This window comes from Pelagerythrobacter marinus (genome assembly GCF_034375205.1).
Lineage (GTDB): Bacteria > Pseudomonadota > Alphaproteobacteria > Sphingomonadales > Sphingomonadaceae > Pelagerythrobacter > Pelagerythrobacter marinus.
Genome location: NZ_CP139719.1, coordinates 236,243 through 253,804 on the forward strand (window position 1 = coordinate 236,243; position 17,562 = coordinate 253,804).

General features: G+C 60.8%; 16 protein-coding genes. 9 read left to right on the forward strand and 7 right to left on the reverse strand.

Annotation, left to right across the window (positions count from 1 at the left end):
- Positions 1 to 60: 60 nt before the first annotated feature.
- From T8T98_RS01130 to T8T98_RS01145, 4 genes are read right to left on the reverse strand one after another with little or no spacing between them, the layout of a single operon-like run.
- Positions 61 to 990, reverse strand: a complete 930-nt coding sequence (locus T8T98_RS01130; protein ID WP_253521868.1) for a TIR domain-containing protein — start codon at positions 988 to 990, stop codon at positions 61 to 63.
- Positions 987 to 1,550 (reverse strand): Mov34/MPN/PAD-1 family protein, encoded by a 564-nt coding sequence (locus T8T98_RS01135; RefSeq protein WP_253521870.1) that lies wholly within the window; start codon positions 1,548 to 1,550, stop codon positions 987 to 989. The genes T8T98_RS01130 and T8T98_RS01135 overlap by 4 nt, the downstream gene beginning before the upstream one ends.
- A complete protein-coding gene (locus T8T98_RS01140; protein ID WP_322295778.1) occupies positions 1,528 to 3,231 on the reverse strand; it encodes a ThiF family adenylyltransferase in 1,704 nt (567 codons plus the stop codon). Before T8T98_RS01140 ends, T8T98_RS01135 begins: the two co-directional genes overlap by 23 nt.
- Positions 3,231 to 4,832: an adenylate/guanylate cyclase domain-containing protein gene (locus T8T98_RS01145; protein WP_253521875.1), complete on the reverse strand. Its 1,602-nt coding sequence runs from the start codon at positions 4,830 to 4,832 to the stop codon at positions 3,231 to 3,233. Before T8T98_RS01145 ends, T8T98_RS01140 begins: the two co-directional genes overlap by 1 nt.
- 125 nt (positions 4,833 to 4,957) lie before the next feature.
- Between T8T98_RS01145 and T8T98_RS01150 the strand changes: the two genes are divergently transcribed.
- On the forward strand, positions 4,958 to 8,059 hold the full coding sequence (locus T8T98_RS01150; protein ID WP_253521877.1) for a tetratricopeptide repeat protein: 3,102 nt from the start codon (positions 4,958 to 4,960) through the stop codon (positions 8,057 to 8,059).
- Positions 8,060 to 8,116: 57 nt separating this feature from the next.
- Here T8T98_RS01150 and T8T98_RS01155 read toward each other — a convergent pair whose 3' ends face one another.
- On the reverse strand, positions 8,117 to 8,824 hold the full coding sequence (locus T8T98_RS01155; RefSeq protein WP_253521879.1) for an adenylate/guanylate cyclase domain-containing protein: 708 nt from the start codon (positions 8,822 to 8,824) through the stop codon (positions 8,117 to 8,119).
- Positions 8,825 to 8,828: 4 nt separating this feature from the next.
- Entirely contained in the window at positions 8,829 to 9,332 is a 504-nt protein-coding gene (locus tag T8T98_RS01160) for a Pycsar system effector family protein (RefSeq protein WP_253521881.1), read from the reverse strand.
- Positions 9,333 to 9,728: 396 nt separating this feature from the next.
- On the opposite strand from T8T98_RS01160, the gene T8T98_RS01165 reads away from it, so the two are divergent.
- The 5 genes from T8T98_RS01165 (at position 9,729) to T8T98_RS01185 (ending at position 13,273) form a co-directional block, all read left to right on the forward strand.
- Positions 9,729 to 10,658 carry an ArdC family protein gene (locus T8T98_RS01165; protein WP_253521883.1) on the forward strand — a complete coding sequence of 310 codons (930 nt, stop codon included), beginning with the start codon at positions 9,729 to 9,731 and terminating at the stop codon, positions 10,656 to 10,658.
- A gap of 11 nt (positions 10,659 to 10,669) precedes the next feature.
- Positions 10,670 to 11,110, forward strand: a complete 441-nt coding sequence (locus T8T98_RS01170) for a hypothetical protein (protein ID WP_253521885.1) — start codon at positions 10,670 to 10,672, stop codon at positions 11,108 to 11,110.
- Positions 11,111 to 11,328: 218 nt separating this feature from the next.
- Positions 11,329 to 12,264: a DUF2493 domain-containing protein gene (locus tag T8T98_RS01175; protein ID WP_253521887.1), complete on the forward strand. Its 936-nt coding sequence runs from the start codon at positions 11,329 to 11,331 to the stop codon at positions 12,262 to 12,264.
- A 70-nt stretch (positions 12,265 to 12,334) separates the two neighbouring features.
- Positions 12,335 to 12,604 carry a hypothetical protein gene (locus T8T98_RS01180; RefSeq protein ID WP_253521890.1) on the forward strand — a complete coding sequence of 90 codons (270 nt, stop codon included), beginning with the start codon at positions 12,335 to 12,337 and terminating at the stop codon, positions 12,602 to 12,604.
- Between the two features lie 270 nt (positions 12,605 to 12,874).
- Positions 12,875 to 13,273, forward strand: a complete 399-nt coding sequence (locus tag T8T98_RS01185) for a single-stranded DNA-binding protein (RefSeq protein WP_253521892.1) — start codon at positions 12,875 to 12,877, stop codon at positions 13,271 to 13,273.
- Positions 13,274 to 13,339: 66 nt separating this feature from the next.
- Here the strand turns inward: T8T98_RS01185 and T8T98_RS01190 are convergent, their stop codons facing one another.
- Complete coding sequence (locus T8T98_RS01190; RefSeq protein ID WP_322295779.1) at positions 13,340 to 13,606, reverse strand: DUF6437 family protein; 267 nt, start codon at positions 13,604 to 13,606, stop codon at positions 13,340 to 13,342.
- Between the two features lie 344 nt (positions 13,607 to 13,950).
- Here T8T98_RS01190 and T8T98_RS01195 point away from each other — a divergent pair, with 344 nt between their 5' ends.
- The 3 genes from T8T98_RS01195 to T8T98_RS01205 all read left to right on the forward strand — a co-directional run bounded on the left by T8T98_RS01195 (position 13,951) and on the right by T8T98_RS01205 (position 17,537).
- Positions 13,951 to 14,172 carry a hypothetical protein gene (locus T8T98_RS01195; RefSeq protein WP_050599527.1) on the forward strand — a complete coding sequence of 74 codons (222 nt, stop codon included), beginning with the start codon at positions 13,951 to 13,953 and terminating at the stop codon, positions 14,170 to 14,172.
- A 730-nt stretch (positions 14,173 to 14,902) separates the two neighbouring features.
- On the forward strand, positions 14,903 to 15,235 hold the full coding sequence (locus T8T98_RS01200; RefSeq protein ID WP_253521897.1) for a hypothetical protein: 333 nt from the start codon (positions 14,903 to 14,905) through the stop codon (positions 15,233 to 15,235).
- Positions 15,225 to 17,537, forward strand: a complete 2,313-nt coding sequence (locus tag T8T98_RS01205) for a type IV secretion system DNA-binding domain-containing protein (RefSeq protein WP_253523106.1) — start codon at positions 15,225 to 15,227, stop codon at positions 17,535 to 17,537. The genes T8T98_RS01200 and T8T98_RS01205 overlap by 11 nt, the downstream gene beginning before the upstream one ends.
- The last annotated feature ends 25 nt before the right edge of the window (positions 17,538 to 17,562 follow it).

Below are 17,562 nucleotides of genomic sequence, written 5' to 3' on the forward strand. Positions count from 1 at the left end.
CGTCCTTCAAATGGTAACCGGGCTGGCGCAGCCCAATGACCGGCGATTGACCTGGCTGTTCTAATTTTTCTCGATTAGCGAAGCGCGAACACCCATTTCCTCGATGATGGCACTGATCCGATCGATCACGGGGCCGAGCGCCACAGCCCGAGCACTGGCTTTGTCAGCAGTTGCATAGGGAAGCGGCGTCAGACCCTTGAAGTCGGACGGCAGTGTCACATCGGTGCGTTGCGGCACCAGCAACAGAGTGCGATGGCGGCCAAGGCGGGACATGAAAAAGCCGAGCTCGAAGATGACGTTGTCGCGCGGGACCGCCGATGTCTTGCCGCGAGCTGTGACGAGATCATCGGGCTCGCAGAGCGCAACGCCGAAGTCTGCAATGTTGACCTGCTCCTCTAGGGCTTCGATCGGATACCCGCCGGCCGGAAAGATCATATCGTCGCTCCAGATCTCAATGTCCGCATCGTGGGAAAGCCCTACGCGAATGGACTTTGCGATCGGTAGCGCCTCCGCAGAGCAGATCATGAACACCCGGGGGCGTATATTGGCACGGTTTACGAAGCGATTCCTCTGTTCGAGCCGCCCAGCAAGGTCCCGGGCGACGAGGCGCCACATCTCGGGATGCGCTTCGCCGACCTCGGCAAACTTCTCATAGCCAACTTTCAACGTGACCACGTCCTCGACCGCTTCGATGGACGCGGATCGGCCGATGCTGGGATTTATGGCCGACATCTCGCCGATGGTGCAGGGTGGCTCGCGGTGATAGAGGCGCACCCCGTTGATGATGATTAGGCCTCGGCCGGACAGCAGAAAATGTACCGACCGATCGCTGTCACCTTGCTCGATGATATTCTTGCCCGCGGCGAATTCGACCAAATCGCCGGCATCGGCAAAGGCCGCAGCGATCGTCTCGTTGCCGCGAATAATCTTCTGGCCGAGCAGCGCGTCGATCAACACCGCGCGATCCTCATATCGTTTCTTCAAGCTCAATCGTTCCTCCTGTTGATGTCTTTCCTGCGCCACCAGCCTGACCGCTTCCAAGACCATAGGGTGGGCTTGCCGGAAAGGGTCGGATCATCGGCCGGCCTCGGCTCAACGCGGATCTCGACCCGCGTCGGCGCCGATCCTGGCGTGAAGGCCGTTGCGCCAAGTTCGATACGCTCGCCGCCGTCGAGGCGGATGATGAGCAGGACCGCGAACAACGGCGCGTCGGAGCCGTCTTCTACGATCAGCTGCATCTGCGCCAGATCGGTGGTGCTCGGAACCGGCAGGTATAGGGGATGGGAATGCCACTCGCCCAGATAGTTGAAGCGCGCATAGTCGGCGCCGGTTCGGCGGAAGAAGCTCCGCATGAAGCGACGATGTTTCTTGGGATGGCGAACGAAGCAGCTCTCGGTTCCGCCCGAACGCTGAACCGACAGATCGACCACGCGGAATTCTTCGTCTGCGACGTGCTCGCCCACAAGCACACCGCCAATTTCACGGGTGCCGGCGCGCGACAGCGCTTTTTCGAACTTCGCGATGAGATCAGGCGGCAGCGTTACGATCATGACGTTCCTTGATCAGGCGCTGCACGGTGGCCAAGCCGTTTGGATCCATTGCCGGCGTGACTTCCGGCTCCGGTTGGCCGAGGTCTACCGGAAAGGTGTGGAACGGCTGTAAGAAGAGCCATTCCGCCTTCAGCCCGAGTAGATAGGCAGAGACGGGAAAAGCCGACTCGCCAGGCGACAGGAGTGTGTCGATAGCGAATCGCGTGGCGTGCGCTGCGATCACGGCAACGTCGGCATCATCGGCGATCATCGGGCCACTCAAAGCGTCGATCCCGTACCCCGCGGTTGCACGCGGCGCGACGACGTTCTTCTCCAAGCACACCGCTTCGATCCGCGCTCGCGCGATCTGCGGCGCAGGATCGAGACCGGGCCGCGACCGGGCGATCATTCCGCCGAACCCGCCACCATAAATCTCCAGCCACAGGAGCGGCTTCCGGGCTGCGGCGACAACCGACCCGAGCAAGTTAAACACGCGCGCATTGGCGGTCGCGTCGATGATCAGGTCACAGGTCTGCAAAAGCGCCAGCACGCCGTCGATACTGCCGCTGCTCTCCTGTCCGGCGAGCTGCTGACGGCGCACGGTGCACTTGGCGGCCGGCACGATCATCTCGATCCGGCGCTTCAGCCCCTCAGCCTTGTGATCGCCGACCGCGTCCCAGTCGAGATCGTGCCGAACAAGATTTTCGGGAAGCATCACATCGTCATCGACAAACAGGAAATTGCCGACGCCGCTGCGGGCCAGGCTGGTCGCGATCTTGCCGCCAGCCGAGCCGCACCCGACAAGACCCACGGTCATGGTCCCAAGGGCCGCGCGAGATGGCTCCATGCGAACGCCGCCGCCCTCGGGAAGGCATTTAAATTCTGTGACGGTGTCGGCCCCGTCCTTCACCCAGAACAGACGGGCGACGCCATCTGCGTGCACCAGGCACATATCCAGCACGTCGGAGACATAGCCCTCGGGATAGCTGCAGCCCGCTTCGGCAAGAGCCTTCTTTAACCCAGAAGCAGTTCCCAGCGCAGGAATCGGCATTCCGGCTGGTAGAATGGCGACATGCCCCTTCAGGGTCAGGCTAGATGCCTTCAGGGCTTCCGGGACCGTCGGGTCACGCCAAACAGGGTCCTCATCGCCGACTGTCAGCGGGATCACTACGTGCGTCGTCGAGCGCATGAAGAAGTCCATCGGCAGCAGTTGCGGGCCTGGCGTTGCATCGAGCTTGCTCGCAAGCGCCCGGGTCAGGACAAAGCCCACGGCCGAGGCGCGCAGTTGCTGACCCAGGCTTTCGACGTGGCGCGATGGCAGGACCGGATGCGCTTCGACATCATTCGGCGTTTCACCGTGCAAAAGCCGGTAAGCGCTCTCGACCATCTGGGCACCCGTGATGTCGGGCGTCCAATTGTCCGGGCCCCATTCGAGACATAGTTCGCCGCGTCCCCATTGGTGCTCCGACCATCGTTCGGGAGATTGGGGAAGAACCGAGATCGGGGTGTAAGGAAATGTCTGCGGATATGTCAGCCGGATCGGATAGCGCTTCGGGCCGATCTCGATCTCGGCATCGAAGCAGAGCCGGACCTGATCGTCGAAATAGATGCTGGCGACGGTGAACCAAGCCTCACGCCTCTCAAGGTCGGCAAGGGCTGCCTGTTCGGATGCCAGGCGGCCCAGATCACGCATATACCACATCAGGCGAAGCCTGCTGGCTTGGTCGGCGTGGCATCGCGATTCGGAAAGCGGAATGCGCTCGGCGCTGCAGCGGCCGGCGCGGCAATGATCGGCTCCAGAAGCGTCATCGCCATCGCGGCCTTCGCGACCTTGGCGGCCGCAGCCGTCGTATCCCCTTCGTCGGCGAGTTCCTCAAGCGCCACGTCATAGGTCAGGCCTGAGCGCTTCCGGCTGGATCCGAAAATCTTCTGTCCAGCGTTGGAACACCATCCATACGCGACCGCCCCGACCGCGGTCTCATCCCCGGCGCATCGACGCTGTTCGTGCTCCGAAGCCAGGATGGCTCGCCCCGTCGCGCAGCGGATCATCGACCCCTTCATGCCCAGGCGCGTCAGTGCGACGGGGCCGGCATCAAATCCGATTGCGATCCCGAGACCGGCAACGTCGACGCCCTCGTCCTCAAGCAACTCCAAAGCGCGGACGAAGCCGCTGCGCAGTCCGCCCGCGCACAGGATTGCGGTGCTCGCGCTTGCTTCGGTGTCGGCAGTCTGCGCGGTGCCTTCACCGATGACGCCGTGGACACAGTCGCCGATAAACCGGATTTTCCGCCCGCCGAAATCTTCGGTGAGCACGGCGTCGAGTTCAGCGCGCAGCACATGCAGTGCTCGCACGACGTCCATTGCATCATCGTCGTCGTCGATATGGTTGGCAACATAAGCGGTGAAGCCGTCGATGTCCGCATAAACCGAGATCGCGTCGTTGCGGCGCGAATTGCCAGGCGTCAGCACCTCCAGATCGAGATCGGCGAACGGCGGGGTATGCCCGCTAAACGAAAACTTGCCGATCGGATTGGCTTCGAGGTCCTTTTTCCAATCCCGGACGATACCATCCGCGGTCACGGCGAGCGCCGCTTCTTCCTGGCTATCGCCCACCTCGGCTGGGGTCAGCGCGCTGATATCTTCGTCATCCACCGCATCCAAGTCGATGGCGCCGCGCGCTTCGTTGGACAGATAGATGCCGGTGTTGGTTCCGCCCCCGGCGCGCTTGGCGGCATGGTTTGCCGGTACGCCCAGGAAGAGCGGCTCGGAACTGCCACGCCGGCCGTTCCGAACCGCCAGGGCCAGGCCTGTGTCAATGCCGACCCTGACCTTTGCCGATGGAATTTTGTCGTCACCATCCTCGCCGGTCTTTGCCAGGACATCCATAATCAGCTGGCCGATCGCCACCGCCTTGTGCACGCGCGCGGCTTCGTCGCCATACGGCTTGGCGACCACCAGATGCAGCCGTTGATTGTGAAAATCGACCTGAATCGCATCCACCCCGGCGATGATCCGGTAGACGGCGCGATAATGAAGGTTGAGAAAGCGAAGGGTCCGCTTGTGGCACGTCTCGCCCTCGACCTCGGTCGACTGCAGCATCTCGCCCAAGTTGAGAATGTCCGCATAAACATGGACGCCGTCGACGCGATACGCCTTGTTCCGCGCGAGCCCATGCAGGTCGGTATCGCGCACATAGTCCTTGATCTCGACCGTCTCGACCTCCTTCAAGCGGGTTGCCACCCGTTTGTCGGTTGTCTCGCTCTTCCACACCTTCTTTGCCATGATATTGAAATCCCTGTTCATTTTCCGCTTAGGGCGATTTGCCAGCAGATTTGTTGGCAAGCCATAAACCATGTTTTTCCGTTTGCCAACAGAATTGATGGCAGCTAGGGGTGCTCACTGGTGCAGGTCATGGAGCGACGCTGACGATGGCGTATAAATTCAATCCGGCCTTTCAGTCCGATGATGAGGCCGTATCGAATTTCATCGTTCGACAACCCGAGCTTGCAGAGACGCTCACGATCCTGCGCGGGGAGACGGCGGCGCCGCGGGTCATTCTGGTCGCACCGCGAGGTGCTGGGAAAACCACCTTGTGTCGGCGCGTGCTGGCTGAAATCAGGACCGATGAAACGCTGCACGCATTGTGGCAGCCGATTTTCCTTGGCGAAGAAAGCTATACGGTCACCACGCCAGGGGAATTTTTCCTCGAATGTCTGTTCTATCTCGCCGATGATGCCGGCGATGCGAACCTCAAGGCCCGGCACCGCGAAGCGGTGACGATCGCCGACGAAACAATCCTGCTGCAGCGCTGCCTGGAGATCTTGCGCGAAGTGGCGGCAGCCGCTGGCAAGCGGCTTCTTGTGGTCGTCGAGAACTTCCACATGCTGCTGAACGATCAGATCGGCAGCGACCGCTCAATCCTTCTGACCGCCTTGGCCGACGATTCGCTCTTCGGCGTACTCGCAACTTCCGTGGCGCAATCGACCGACGAGTGTTCGGGGCGCCCCCTCGACGGCTATCGCATCCTGCCGCTCCGGCCACTGACGCTTGAGGAATGCCATGCGCTATGGGCCTCCCTCACCACGCACGACGTGCCGCGTGCCCGCATCCGACCGTTGCAGATTCTGACCGGCGGCAGCCCGCGACTAATTCATATTCTTGCGGATTTTATGCGCATGCCTTCGCTTGGCGATCTCATGGAAAACCTTAACCAGCTGATCGATCAGAACACCGAATATTTCAAAAGCCAGCTCGACATGCTTCCAGCAGTCGAGCGGAAGGTGTTCGCCGCGCTGCTCGACGCATGGGATCCGAGCACCGCAAAGCAGATCGCGGCGGCAGCGCGGGTCAATGTCAACACGGCCTCCGCTATGCTTGGCCGGTTGAGCGACCGCGGTTCGGTGATCAAGGAGCAAGGTCGCGGACGATCGGCGCTATATTACGCCGCTGAGCGGCTGTTCAATATCTACTACCTGATGAGGCGACGCAGCCATCCTTCGAGCCGGGTCCGCGCACTTGTCGCTTTCATGACCGAATATTACGATCGTGACGAACTGGTCGCGACAACAGCCAAACTCGTCGATGAAGCCTGCCGATTTGAGCCCACCAAGCGTGCCGACTATCATTGGGCCTTCGACGCCATTTTGATGGGGCAGCCCGAAACGGTCCGCGCACGTATCCTCGCGCAAACGCCCGCTGATTTCCTCCAGTCGCTGCGTCAGGACGGTTTGCCGGCGGAAGTCGCGCCAAGCTTGATCGAAGCGGAATTCGACGAAAGCGACGGCGATGCCGCTGTCGACAGACTTCTTCGCGAGGCACACGATGCGCTCGAGAGCGACGATACCGACCGGGCGAAGGCTTTGCTCGCTGATGCCGCCGCTATCTCCCCATCAAACCCGATGCCATTCATACAGTTGGCGTTCACGCATCTTCAACTCCACGAACATGAGGAATCCGTTCTGGCGGCCGAGCGCGCCGTGGAGCAAGAACCGGACAATCCCGGCACACATTCGATGTACGGGCTGATGCTGTCGTTCGCCGACCAGACCGAGAAAGCCGAGGCGGCATTCAATCGCGCGTTGGAAATCGACCCCGGCTGCGCGCCGGCGATCCTTCATCTGGCGCGTTTGCGCGATCGGAATGATGATGAAGATGGTGCGCTCTATTTGTATCGCAGGGCGGCTGCGCTCGGCGAGTTGACAGATGACGCGACCGCGCACTTTGCCAGAATCCTGATGCGTCAGGACAAGGAGGATGAAGCCGAGGCAGCGCTTCGTCAGGCGCTCGAGGATCATTCTGATCGTTCCGAAGCCAGGCACCTCTTGGCCAGCTTGCTGAGCGGAACCGGTCGTGCGCCAGAGGCGATAATGCTGCTCCGGGATGTGGCCGAGCACGGCGACGATTGGATGGCCTGGGCCGATCTCGGCGCCTTTCTCTCAGCCGAGGGAGAATTTGCCGAGGCCCGCGCTGCACTAGATCGGAGCATTGCGACCGGCGCCGATAGCCCTGTGATCTACCGGATGCTGGCCACTGCCATGCGCAATTTGGGCGAACCTTTCGAAGCGATTGCCAAGTTAGTCGACGCCATGCTGGAAAAGCATGCCGACGATGCCTGGGCATGGATTGCGGCCGGAGATATTTATAGCGCGAGCCGTCAGCGAGATCGCGCCGAGAAGGCCTATCGCCACGCCACGACACTCGAGGAGGGCGAGCCGGCCTGGGTCAGGCTGGCGCGCCTGCTGATGGAGAAATCCGCTTCGGATGCCGAGGCGGAGTCGGCACTGCGGAAGGCCGTCGAGGCAGTTCTTGAAAGCGGTGCATGCGGTCCGATGCGCGAAGTTGCCGAGCTACTCGTCCATCATGGCGACGATGACGACGCGCTCGAATTGCTGAACGAGGCACTTGCCGCAAATGAAGACTGCTATTGCAGCCTTGTACTTCAGGGGGACATCGCGGCCCGTCGGCATAACGAGGATGGTGCGCGCGAACATTTCGAAGCCGCCCTAGCCCTGAATGACATTGGCGTATCGGCGCTGACGGGACTCGCTCGTATCTCTGCGCCTTCCGAAGCGCAGGCATTGATTGGCCGGGCGATGGAGGCTGACCCCGACAATCCCAAATGCCTTTTGGCGCGTGCACAGTTGACCGATCGCGAACTGCAGTTCCGGATCGAGGACGGCTCCGAAGCGCTCAAACGCGACCCGGATCTGACCGAGGCACGGCTATTTCTCGCGCCGCTCGAAGCCAAGCGTGGCGATATCCAGGCGGCGATCGCCCATCTCGGTGCCGCACTGCCGGAATTGGAGACGCGCCGTGAGCTCATCCCGAGCTTTGTCGACACAAGCCTGGAGCTTGCCCGTGTTGGCCTTAGTAATGAGTTGAGCGCACTGCTCGACTCCGAAGAAGGCCGGACAGTGGAGCCGCTCTCGATAGCGTTGAAGCTGGACCGAGGAGAATCGCCAGCTGTTGCCAAGGAAATTCGGGAGGTTGCGCTTGATATTCTGGATCAGCTTCACGCCAACGAACGATAGCCGGCACCTTCGCTGAGAGGGTAATCGTCTGGTCGAAATAGGGTGCGTTGAACGCGGTTACGGCGTCCACTCGTAATTTGAGCGGTAGACGTCTTCGTCAACGCCAGCGAACTTCATGCTTCGCTTTTCCCACATATTCACCCCTTTGCTCAGCTTCGCTTCGTCCAACATTGCGTCATACACCGCGGCCGAGATGAAGGTGCAGTAGGGATATTCCCGATTATCGGAGAGCTTCGCCGCAAAGCTTGGCGGGCGGCCAATCCAAATGAGATCGTTGTTATTGCGGATGCCCGCGCGAACCGCTCTGGAGATTCCGACATCGATGCCGCACGCTTGCCGGATCTTCACGTCATTATTCTTTACCGAGTTGAACCGGGCTGTCGCCTTTTTCTGAATCAGATTTTCAGTAGCCCACTGAATTTTCAGGGCGGCCTTCACTGCGTCCGTTCGCTTCCTATCGCCGATAAACACACCCATCACGCGATCGCCATCGAAGCTTCGTATCTCACCTCCTTGCGCTCTGATGATGCGTACCGAGCAGTCCAGATAGGCGCGGATGATTTTCGCCGTTGTGTCCCATGGACAAACCTTTGCGATGACGCCCGATCCCGCGAGATCGGCATAGAGGAACGCGGCATCCAGCTTCACGGCTCCGTTCGACAGGGCGATGTCGTCCGATGTCGGTATTTTCTTGCCCTCGCGTTCCTCGAACGCCGTTCCAAGGATGCCGTCGGCAGCATCCGTGAGATCGTCTTTCAATGCCATGTGATTACCCGCGAATCATGGGTATCCGGCTATGTTCGATTGCCGTCATCACCAGAAAGATCGCAAAAGGCAGGAAGGTCGCCAGCGTAATACGGATTGCGACAGCAATGGCCCGGTATTTCTCGCACAGAATGTGGGAATTGCGCCAGACTTGGCCAAGCATGTCAGCGCGATAGTCCGCCTCGCTAACCGCTTCGAACTCGTCCTTGAATTTGGTTTCCGTGCGGTCTTGGATTGCGGCGAAATAGATCAGGCTGCCCTGACCGCCCTCAAGATCAGGAAAGTTGCACCGATAGAGAAATGTGTATGACCCAACTAAGCCAAGGACCAGAAAAACAGCGGGAATGGCGATGTACCATTGTTTGAGATCGCCAGCTTGTACATTGAGCGCACTGACCGTCAGTACAGCAGAATTGACGGTGAAGAGCCCAGCGACCTTGGTGTCGACGCGGGGGAAAAAGTTCAAGACGCGCGTCAACTGTGCTTCAATGACGGTCAGATCTTTCATGCTACCCCTCCGATAGGAGACGGTATCAAGTTCCGTCGGCGTAGCAAAGCATGTTGTCTGCGCGACGCTTGGACGACGAGCGCGGATGAACAAACGACTGCTTTCGGGAGGATCGCAATTGGCCATGAGCTCCCGGGATGGACGCCAAAGCCAACGCGCCGTTTCGCTACCGGGAGTGTCCGCTAGTCCAATCGCGCTCCCGAAAGGAGGCTTTCCGGACTGTCGAACATTGCGGACAGATCGAGCCGACTGATCCTATGACCGCTTTGAGGCGATCGTCGGCAACTCTTTAATGACTGACGCGATAGCGCATAGCCGTTCTCCTTAAACGAGAGGGGAGGGAGCTTTGCTCTTCTGAACCGGGACAAGTTCGTTCCGGCGATCAGGAGACCTTCCATGACCACGTCCCGCCGCACAGCTTCGACATCGCCTGCCGCGCGCATCACCGCCGCCATTATCGAAAAGCTCGAGCAAGGCACCAAACCTTGGGTCAAGCCGTGGCGCGGTGTGCCCGTCTCGCGGCCGTTACGTTCCTGCGGGACACCATATCGCGGTATGAACACCTTCTGGCTGTGGATGGTAGCCGACGGCTGTGGCTACGCCTCGCCCTACTGGATGACCTATCGCCAGTGCCAGGCGATCGGAGGGCAGGTCCGCAAGGGTGAGAAATCGACCATCGCGATCTTCTACAGGAGCTACACCAAGGAGGTCGAGAACGCCGAAGGCGAGGCCGACACCGAAAACCGGCGCGTGCTCAAGGCCTATGCCGTGTTCAACGCCGACCAGTGCGATGGCCTCCCCGAGTTCTATCATCCCAAGCCGCTGGTTGCCGCGCTGGAGCCCGAAGGGCGCGAAGACCGACTTGATGCCTTCTTCGGTCAAGTGGGCGCAGACCTGCGCCATCATGGCGCGCAGGCCTATTACGAGCCGCTTCGCGACCGGGTCACTATGCCGCGAGCCGAACTCTTTGATGCCTACGACCACTACTATGCGACGCTCGCGCACGAGCTGTCACACTGGACGGGGCATTCTTCGCGGCTCGATCGCGATCTAAAGAACCGGTTCGGCAGCGACGCCTATGCTGCCGAAGAACTGATCGCCGAACTGTCTTCAGCCATTCTTGGGGCCGAACTTGGTCTTCCGGTCACCCACCTCGACCATCACGCCAGCTACATCGCGTCCTGGCTCAAGATCCTCAAATCGGACGAACGTGCGATCCTGACCGCGGCTGCCAAAGCCGAGGAAGCGGCCAACATGCTGCTCGAACTGGGTGGATGCCAATCCAACGAAAGCGAGACCGACATCGATCTCGCTGATGCAGCCTGAGGAGCCGTGAGATGGGACGTTCCGTCAGCTATCCGACCGGCTCCGTGGTGGCCTTTCGCCTGCTAGATGACGGCGAAGACGACGATGTCGACTGGGCCTACGAGTGCCTCATCGACGAGATCATCGATACCACAAAGGCAGCCTTCCCATCCTTCGAGGACTTCGATGGATGGCGCGGCCGCGAGGACCGTATCCTCCTGCGCAACGCCTTCGCCGATTGCGGCATATCGACCTATTGTGGGATCGCGGCGATCTGGCTCGCCGAGCGCGACGATGCCCGGTACTGGGAGGCCGATTTCTACAACCCACGAACGGCGAGAGCACGGCACTGGCTTGGCCAAGTCTCGGGTAGGTTCATCGACCTGTTTGGTGAGTTGCGCCTGGTCGGTCGGTTCTCAAATGGCGAAGCGATCTTCGAGCACTCCCGATCCATCTGCAACACCGGATCCTGATACTGCCTCATCCCTGTCCGCCGGGAGAGGCCCTTGGGCCGGTTGGGGCGCGCCGCAACCTGCGGCCCGTCGGCCCGTGTTGCCCGCGCCAGCCTAGGGCCGCAGGTTCCCCGCTACGCGGTGCGTCGCGCCCCTTTCCCCGGCCCTGATCGGGCTCCGGCGGACAGGTCCGAGGCAATGGTGCCTCCTCTCCTTGTCCCCCGATCAGGAGACACCCCATGTACGACAGCTTCATTGATCAATTGAGCGGCCTTGACTTGTCAGGCCTCAGCATCAGGCCCGCCCCATTCAACGCAACCGACTTTCCTTGCCAGGATGCGATCGACCAGACGCTTGGCGCCGTATGGTCCGACCTTTTCGCGATGTTTTCCGACACGGCCCTTGAGGCCGATGCCGAGGATATTGCCTGGGGCGTGGTCAATCTCTTTCACCGTGCCGCCAGCCGGAAGTCCGCTCAGCTTGATCGGGCCAGCGACGAGATCCGGGTCCTCCTCGCATCAGCCGATGGCTCCGAAGTGCATTCGAGCAATCTTGAAGAGCAGGTCGAGCGCGCGCAGGCTGCAGAAGCCAGCATGCTGGCCTTCGAGCAGATGCGCGAGGCTGCGGCAGCACTCTATCGCGACGAGACCGGGTCCTCGTGGAAGCCTGTTTCGGGCTCGCGCACGAGCCATTCGCGCCACCTTACCTCGGCTGTGATCGATGCCCGCGACTTCCTCCGCGCACGCGCTGAGAACAGGCGTCACGCCCTGATCCCGGAAGGCACTCCGGTCGTCTTCGCCGGCGGTCGCCAGAGCTTCGAGAGCTCCGAGGACGCGCGCGCCTACGCCGACAATATCTGGGCGACGCTGGACAAGGTTCGCGATGCGGTTCCCGATCTCTTCCTGGTCCATGGCGGCGACGGCAAGGGTGCCGATCGCCTCGCCGCGAGCTGGGCCGAGCGCCGCGAGGTCCAGCAGTTGACCTATTCGCTCGACCGTCGGCTTGGTGCCCGCGCCGGGTTCAAGCGCAACGAGCAGATGCTCTCGCTCAATCCGCGTTACGTCGTCGCCTTTCCGGGCAATGGCGTGACCGAACGGCTGGTGATCGATGCCAAGACGCGCCGGATCACCGTGGTCGATCGTCGCGGCCCCTTGGGCACCTCTCCCGGGTCCTGAGGGGGCCTTTACAATCTGCAACTGCATTGCCCGGATGTGCATTCGGCGCAGACCCGACTATGGACCGGTCATGCAACTTGACGATCTGCTGCAGCGCTACTTTGCCACCACCGACCTCTCCGGGGTTGCTCCCGAGACGTTGTCAGCCGGCATCGAGCATTGCCGGGTTGATCTCGGCCTTGAGGAGGACCGGGGCAAGCGCTTTGCACTGTGGTCGTTCCTGCACATGTTCGGGTCCGCCCCCGAACTCGACGTGGCGTTCGAGAACGAAGAAGACCGGGAAGCTGCCCGCAACTTCATGGATCTGCTGGCGGCATCGGAAGGCGAAGGCGAAGCCTGATTGGAAGTGCCGGTCACGGCACCTTCAGACCCGCACCCGATACCCATCCGGCTTTCTTCGCGAACAGTCCTGAATCAGGTCAGCTGAGGACAGCAACCCGTTCCTTTCCGGCCGTGTGGTCGCGCTTCGCGCGCCTGCCCGCACCACCCGTCATGAACGGGTTTCCCTTGGAGCTTCGCTCCAGCGGTGCAGTCCTCCCATGTCCTGCTTCTTCTGAATGTTCGCAAGCCGGAGATGGTCTCCGGTTTGAGGAACTGAAGGACTACTATCATGACCAATATCGCAATCCTCACTGGCCGCATCGCTCGCGAGCCCGATACCCGCGAGACCAAGGGCGGCACCAATGTCACCGGGATCACCGTCGTCACCGATCGCCCTGCACGCGACAAGGACGGCAAGACCTACAAGGACGAGAGCGGCTACACCGCCAAGGAAAGCGAGTTCCACCGGGTGACCTGCTTCAACGGCCTCGCCAAGACCGTCGGCCAGTACTGCTCCAAGGGCCAGCTGGTATCGGTCCAGGGGCGCATCCACTACACCCAGTGGGAAGACAAGGACGGGGTCACGCGCTACGGTACCGAGATCCTTGCTGACAAGGTCGACTTCCTCTCCCACGGTAGTGGTTCGAGCGACGACAACGACAACACCGACGCTCCCGATATCGACTGACATCGATCCCGATCGTCCCCTTACGAAGAGGCTCTGCCGCAAGCGGCAGGGCCTCTTCTTCTGTGGTTACTGGGTTCTTGCCGCTGCATTCGAAGCACGGGTTGCACCACGCCCCGTCAGTTTCTCGATCGCGGCATTCTCGCCGAGTTTCCCGAGTTCTTCGGCAACCTGCCTCAGGCCCTTCTTCGAGAAGCTTTCGAGGCCGCTTCCCAAGATGATTTCGCCGAGTTCCCTGGCTGCTTGTACTTCGAGCTCGCGTTGTCTGGCGTCGAGCGCCTCGCGGTCTGCTTCGAGCTTTTGCAGGGCTGCAATCGCGCTCCTGTTCCGGGGCATGTTACTTGTCCTTTTGTCCCCCTCGGATCTGCTCCCCAATTGCTTCTATGCCCGCGACATCGGGGTGTAGGAAAGGCAATTCGCACCCAGCAGATGTTTGATCCGGGTGGAGGTGGTGGGTTCTTGCTCACGGTTCTCCCAGCATGATGGCCTTGCGCCTCCCGCCTCAAGGACGGCGGGGCCCCACCATTTTGCCCGCCACCGGATTGCATCCGGCAGCGAACAAAATCGTTACCCCCACCGCCGCTATTGCGGTCGCCCATTCGGGCGATCCCTGACCCGGGATGCACAAGACCATCGCGCGCACCTCCTGTCGTCTCACGACAGAAATCAGGAGGATTATCATGGCTTATTCGATGCATTGCGCCCTTCCGTCACGGAGCTATTTCGAGGCTCTCGAAACAGCCGAGAAGAGAGCGCTGCACAGCTTCTTCGATCAGCACGTTATCGAGGATGATGAACTCGGGTACTTTGCCCTCGACGAAGGTGACTACAACATCTTGCCAGCGCATCTCGCAGCGCGGGTGGTCCACACGGTCCACGGCGGCATGCTCGACGAGTTCTGAGACGACCGACAGGGCGGGAACCGGGAACGGTTCCTGCCCTTTTTTCTTGTTCGCCGGATAGTCCAATCAGGCACAAGAATCAGGTTCGGTCGGTTGCTCTGACGGTCGCCCACCGCAATGCGGCGGCGCCCGATAAATGGAGCGGGGCTGTGGACGCACTCTGTCCCGCGCATCTTGCGATGCGCTCCTGAGGGTGCGGCGTGATCTGTTCTTGGGCCCCGCGCGCACTTGCGAACCGGCACCGGGTCGGGCGGCGGGAAGCTGGGCACGCGACATGCCCCGTTTGCCTTGCTTCCCACGCGCCCTTGGCCGCTGCCTTTTTCGCAGGTGCTGTCTTTGGCTGGAAGCGTCGAAATGCTCTCGATCTGCATCCGAAGAGGTGCCAGGCCTGGTTGCTCGCGCTCCATCGTGGAGGTCGGGAATGGTCGTCCTTGATCAATCCCCGTTGCTGACTGGACCACCTCGCGCACTTGGGAACAAGGGAGCACACCCTACCCCGCGATTTCGGGATTTATCTCTCTGTTATTGCTAAAGAATGTGGTTATGGGCGAAATCAACCCGTCTGCGAGTTGAGCGGCTTTGCACTGATCCGCAGACAACTCACATCTCTCTATCACACTGAAATATTGTCTTAATCTTTCGATTGACTGCGAGTTGTTCACGATTTATTCTCATCAGCACCTTCCGCAAGGTGAGCCAGGTTCCGTCGGCCCGACAAGGAACCTGTTTCATGACCCGACAAGATCGGCTTCAGACATTCGTATCTCTCTCCGTAGGTAACTGGGTTCGCCAGTGTGCCGCGGACCATGGCGTAAGTGTCAGCGTCTTTATCCGTGACCTCATTGTCGCAGCGTGGCAGCGCGATAACGAGGCGAAGGACCGCCCCGCAGGGCTCGATCCCGCGCGCCAGGCTATCTTCATTTCGGTGGCGCTCGATGCGCTTCTAGCCAGCCATCCTGATGCGAGTTTGCGCGACCGTACCCACGAGGCGTACCGGCGACGCCTGGAGCGTCTTGGCCTCCCCGTCAACGCGAGCATGGGAGGCCATTCCCATGAAGCATAATCTCCTGAACTTCACCCGCGGGAGCCAGCTGCTCGGCCACTTTGGGTTCATGTTTGCAGCCGGCCTGAAGGGTCCGTTGATAGTCACCGGCCTTGTTGCTGTCGGCACGTGCTATTGGGAAGTGCGGTCGGCTCTGAGTGATCACCAGATCTACCTGGTCTGGATGCACATCTACGCCAGTCTCTACGCCTTCATGGAGTTCGATCCGGCCAAACTGGTCAACCTTGAATTGCTTGACGGCGAAAGGGTCGGCCTCCAGTTTGGCATCGTTCGCGAGTTCCCGTCGATGCGCGAGGCGGTCGAGGCGTTTCGATCGGCAGTGAAGCAGGGATTGCTCGTCGCGGCGGTCCTGTTGATCCCGGCATTCGTGTTCTTCTGGTGGTTCGCCGAGCGCTTTGGCGGGCGGTCGAAGGAGCGCAAGCACGAGCGCGGTGCAATGCTTGTTTCGCTCGACGAACTCGAAGAAGAAATCGAGCGTCACAACAAGGCATTCAGGGCCGAAGAACTGGGACGCAAGTTCGGCTGGAAGTGGCGGCTTGCCAGCTCGTCGGCGCTCGCCGAAGCGGGCCACTACCAACCCGCACATCTCGCCGGTGTAAGCTGGCCCTGGCGGCTCGAGCAGAGTCACGCCATGCTCATTGGCACGACCGGAACCGGCAAGACCGTGGCGCTCACCGAACTTGTTGCCGAAGCACGTGAACGCGGCCAGCGCGCGGTCATTTTCGACCTCACAGGGGCTTTCATTGAGGCCTTCTACGATCCCGCGCGCGACATCATTCTCAATCCTGTCGATGTTCGGTGTCCGCTATGGAGCGTGTTCAACGACTGCACGACGGAAGCTGAGTTTCACGCCGCGGCCGAAGCGCTCGTGCCCCATGACGGGGGTGGTTCAGAACAATTCTGGGTGCTCGCGGCGCGCATGCTGTTCGTCGAGATGTGTCTCCATCTTGCCCGCACCAACACAGCGACCAACGAGGCCTTGGCACGGCGGCTGATGACCGCTGACCTGTCCGAAGTGCATAAGCTGATGCGAGGAACGATGGCCGACCCGCTGACCGCTCCGGAGGCGGCCCGCATGGCGGAATCGATCCGCGCGGTGTTCAATGCGAATGCGAAAGTGCTCAAGCTCTTGCCCTCATCCGGACAGCGCTTTTCGGTCCGCGACTGGGTCAAAGGCGACTGCCAGGCGGGCTCGATTCTGTTCCTCTCTGCCCGCTATGTCGACATGAGCATCTCCTCGCAATTGCTCACGCTATGGCTCGACACGGCGATGAATACGCTGATGACGCTCGAGCGCACGCAGGACCTGCGGATGTGGTTCCTGATCGACGAGCTCGGTGCCCTTCATCGACTACCGGCGCTTGAAAAGGGGCTGCAAACGGCGCGCAACTTCGGCGGAGCGATCGTCACCGGGGTGCATGCGTTTGCCAAGCTCAAGGAAGTCTATGGCGAGAACATGGCCATGACGTTGTCCTCGCTTGCGCGCACCAAGCTTATCCTGGCGACGGCAGATCGAGAGACAGCGACCTGGTGCTCCGATTTCATCGGTCACCGGCAGGTGCGCGACATGGAAGAGGGCTACAGCTACGGGTACAACAATGCGCGCGATGCAGTCAGCCTGACGCCCAGGCGGCAGATCGAGCCGTTGCTCCTGCCCGACCAGTTCATGAACCTTCCGCGGCTGTCGGCCTACATCAAGTTTCCCGACGGATTCCCCGCTGCGCCGGTCTCGCTCATTCCGCGCACGCGTGGTCGTATTGCCGAAGGTTTCATCGCCCGCGAGAAACCGCTCATAAAGCCTGGCCAGGGTCCTGCGGCAGCGACGCCCCAAGCGAACCTGGGTTCGAAACCGAATGACGAGCATCCCGCTTCGAATGATGACGGTGCCGGTAAGCCTGTCGATTCAAAGCAGCTCAAATTCGACCTCGAAGGGCAGCGCCGTGTCGCCGATGAGCCGCAAGATCGGCAGGAGCCTGTGCCGCTTGAAAACCTAAATGCAGGGCGCGCTATTGGTGATCTCGATGCCGAATCCCGGTCCGATACACATCTGGATGCAGGTCCAACGCTACCTCTCGCCGCAGTGCAAACCGGTGAAGATGCACCAGCAATGGGCGCGGAACAGCACCCGTCCGAACCAGAAACCGCCGGCGATGCTGCAGCTGGAAAAGGCGGTTCGACGCCACGAGGCCGTGCGGCGGAAAACGGGCGTCAGTCGCTCAAGCCGGTCGAAAAAGACCTGCGTGAAGGTGCGGTCGCAGATCCGCCGGAGAAGGATTTCGGCGAGTTCGAACCCGACATGTGAAAGGCAAATGGGCAGGGATTACCTG

Excerpts from the sequence above, each read along its gene's own strand:
- T8T98_RS01145 (WP_253521875.1), bottom strand. The coding sequence starts at position 4,832 with ATGAACAGGGATTTCAATATCATGGCAAAGAAGGTGTGGAAGAGCGAG.
- T8T98_RS01135 (WP_253521870.1), bottom strand. The coding sequence starts at position 1,550 with ATGATCGTAACGCTGCCGCCTGATCTCATCGCGAAGTTCGAAAAAGCG.
- T8T98_RS01175 (WP_253521887.1), top strand. The coding sequence starts at position 11,329 with ATGTACGACAGCTTCATTGATCAATTGAGCGGCCTTGACTTGTCAGGC.
- T8T98_RS01165 (WP_253521883.1), top strand. The coding sequence starts at position 9,729 with ATGACCACGTCCCGCCGCACAGCTTCGACATCGCCTGCCGCGCGCATC.
- T8T98_RS01170 (WP_253521885.1), top strand. The coding sequence starts at position 10,670 with ATGGGACGTTCCGTCAGCTATCCGACCGGCTCCGTGGTGGCCTTTCGC.
- T8T98_RS01190 (WP_322295779.1), bottom strand. The coding sequence starts at position 13,606 with ATGCCCCGGAACAGGAGCGCGATTGCAGCCCTGCAAAAGCTCGAAGCA.
- T8T98_RS01155 (WP_253521879.1), bottom strand. The coding sequence starts at position 8,824 with ATGGCATTGAAAGACGATCTCACGGATGCTGCCGACGGCATCCTTGGA.
- T8T98_RS01195 (WP_050599527.1), top strand. The coding sequence starts at position 13,951 with ATGGCTTATTCGATGCATTGCGCCCTTCCGTCACGGAGCTATTTCGAG.
- T8T98_RS01205 (WP_253523106.1), top strand. The coding sequence starts at position 15,225 with ATGAAGCATAATCTCCTGAACTTCACCCGCGGGAGCCAGCTGCTCGGC.
- T8T98_RS01140 (WP_322295778.1), bottom strand. The coding sequence starts at position 3,231 with ATGTGGTATATGCGTGATCTGGGCCGCCTGGCATCCGAACAGGCAGCC.
- T8T98_RS01180 (WP_253521890.1), top strand. The coding sequence starts at position 12,335 with ATGCAACTTGACGATCTGCTGCAGCGCTACTTTGCCACCACCGACCTC.
- T8T98_RS01150 (WP_253521877.1), top strand. The coding sequence starts at position 4,958 with ATGGCGTATAAATTCAATCCGGCCTTTCAGTCCGATGATGAGGCCGTA.
- T8T98_RS01200 (WP_253521897.1), top strand. The coding sequence starts at position 14,903 with ATGACCCGACAAGATCGGCTTCAGACATTCGTATCTCTCTCCGTAGGT.
- T8T98_RS01185 (WP_253521892.1), top strand. The coding sequence starts at position 12,875 with ATGACCAATATCGCAATCCTCACTGGCCGCATCGCTCGCGAGCCCGAT.
- T8T98_RS01160 (WP_253521881.1), bottom strand. The coding sequence starts at position 9,332 with ATGAAAGATCTGACCGTCATTGAAGCACAGTTGACGCGCGTCTTGAAC.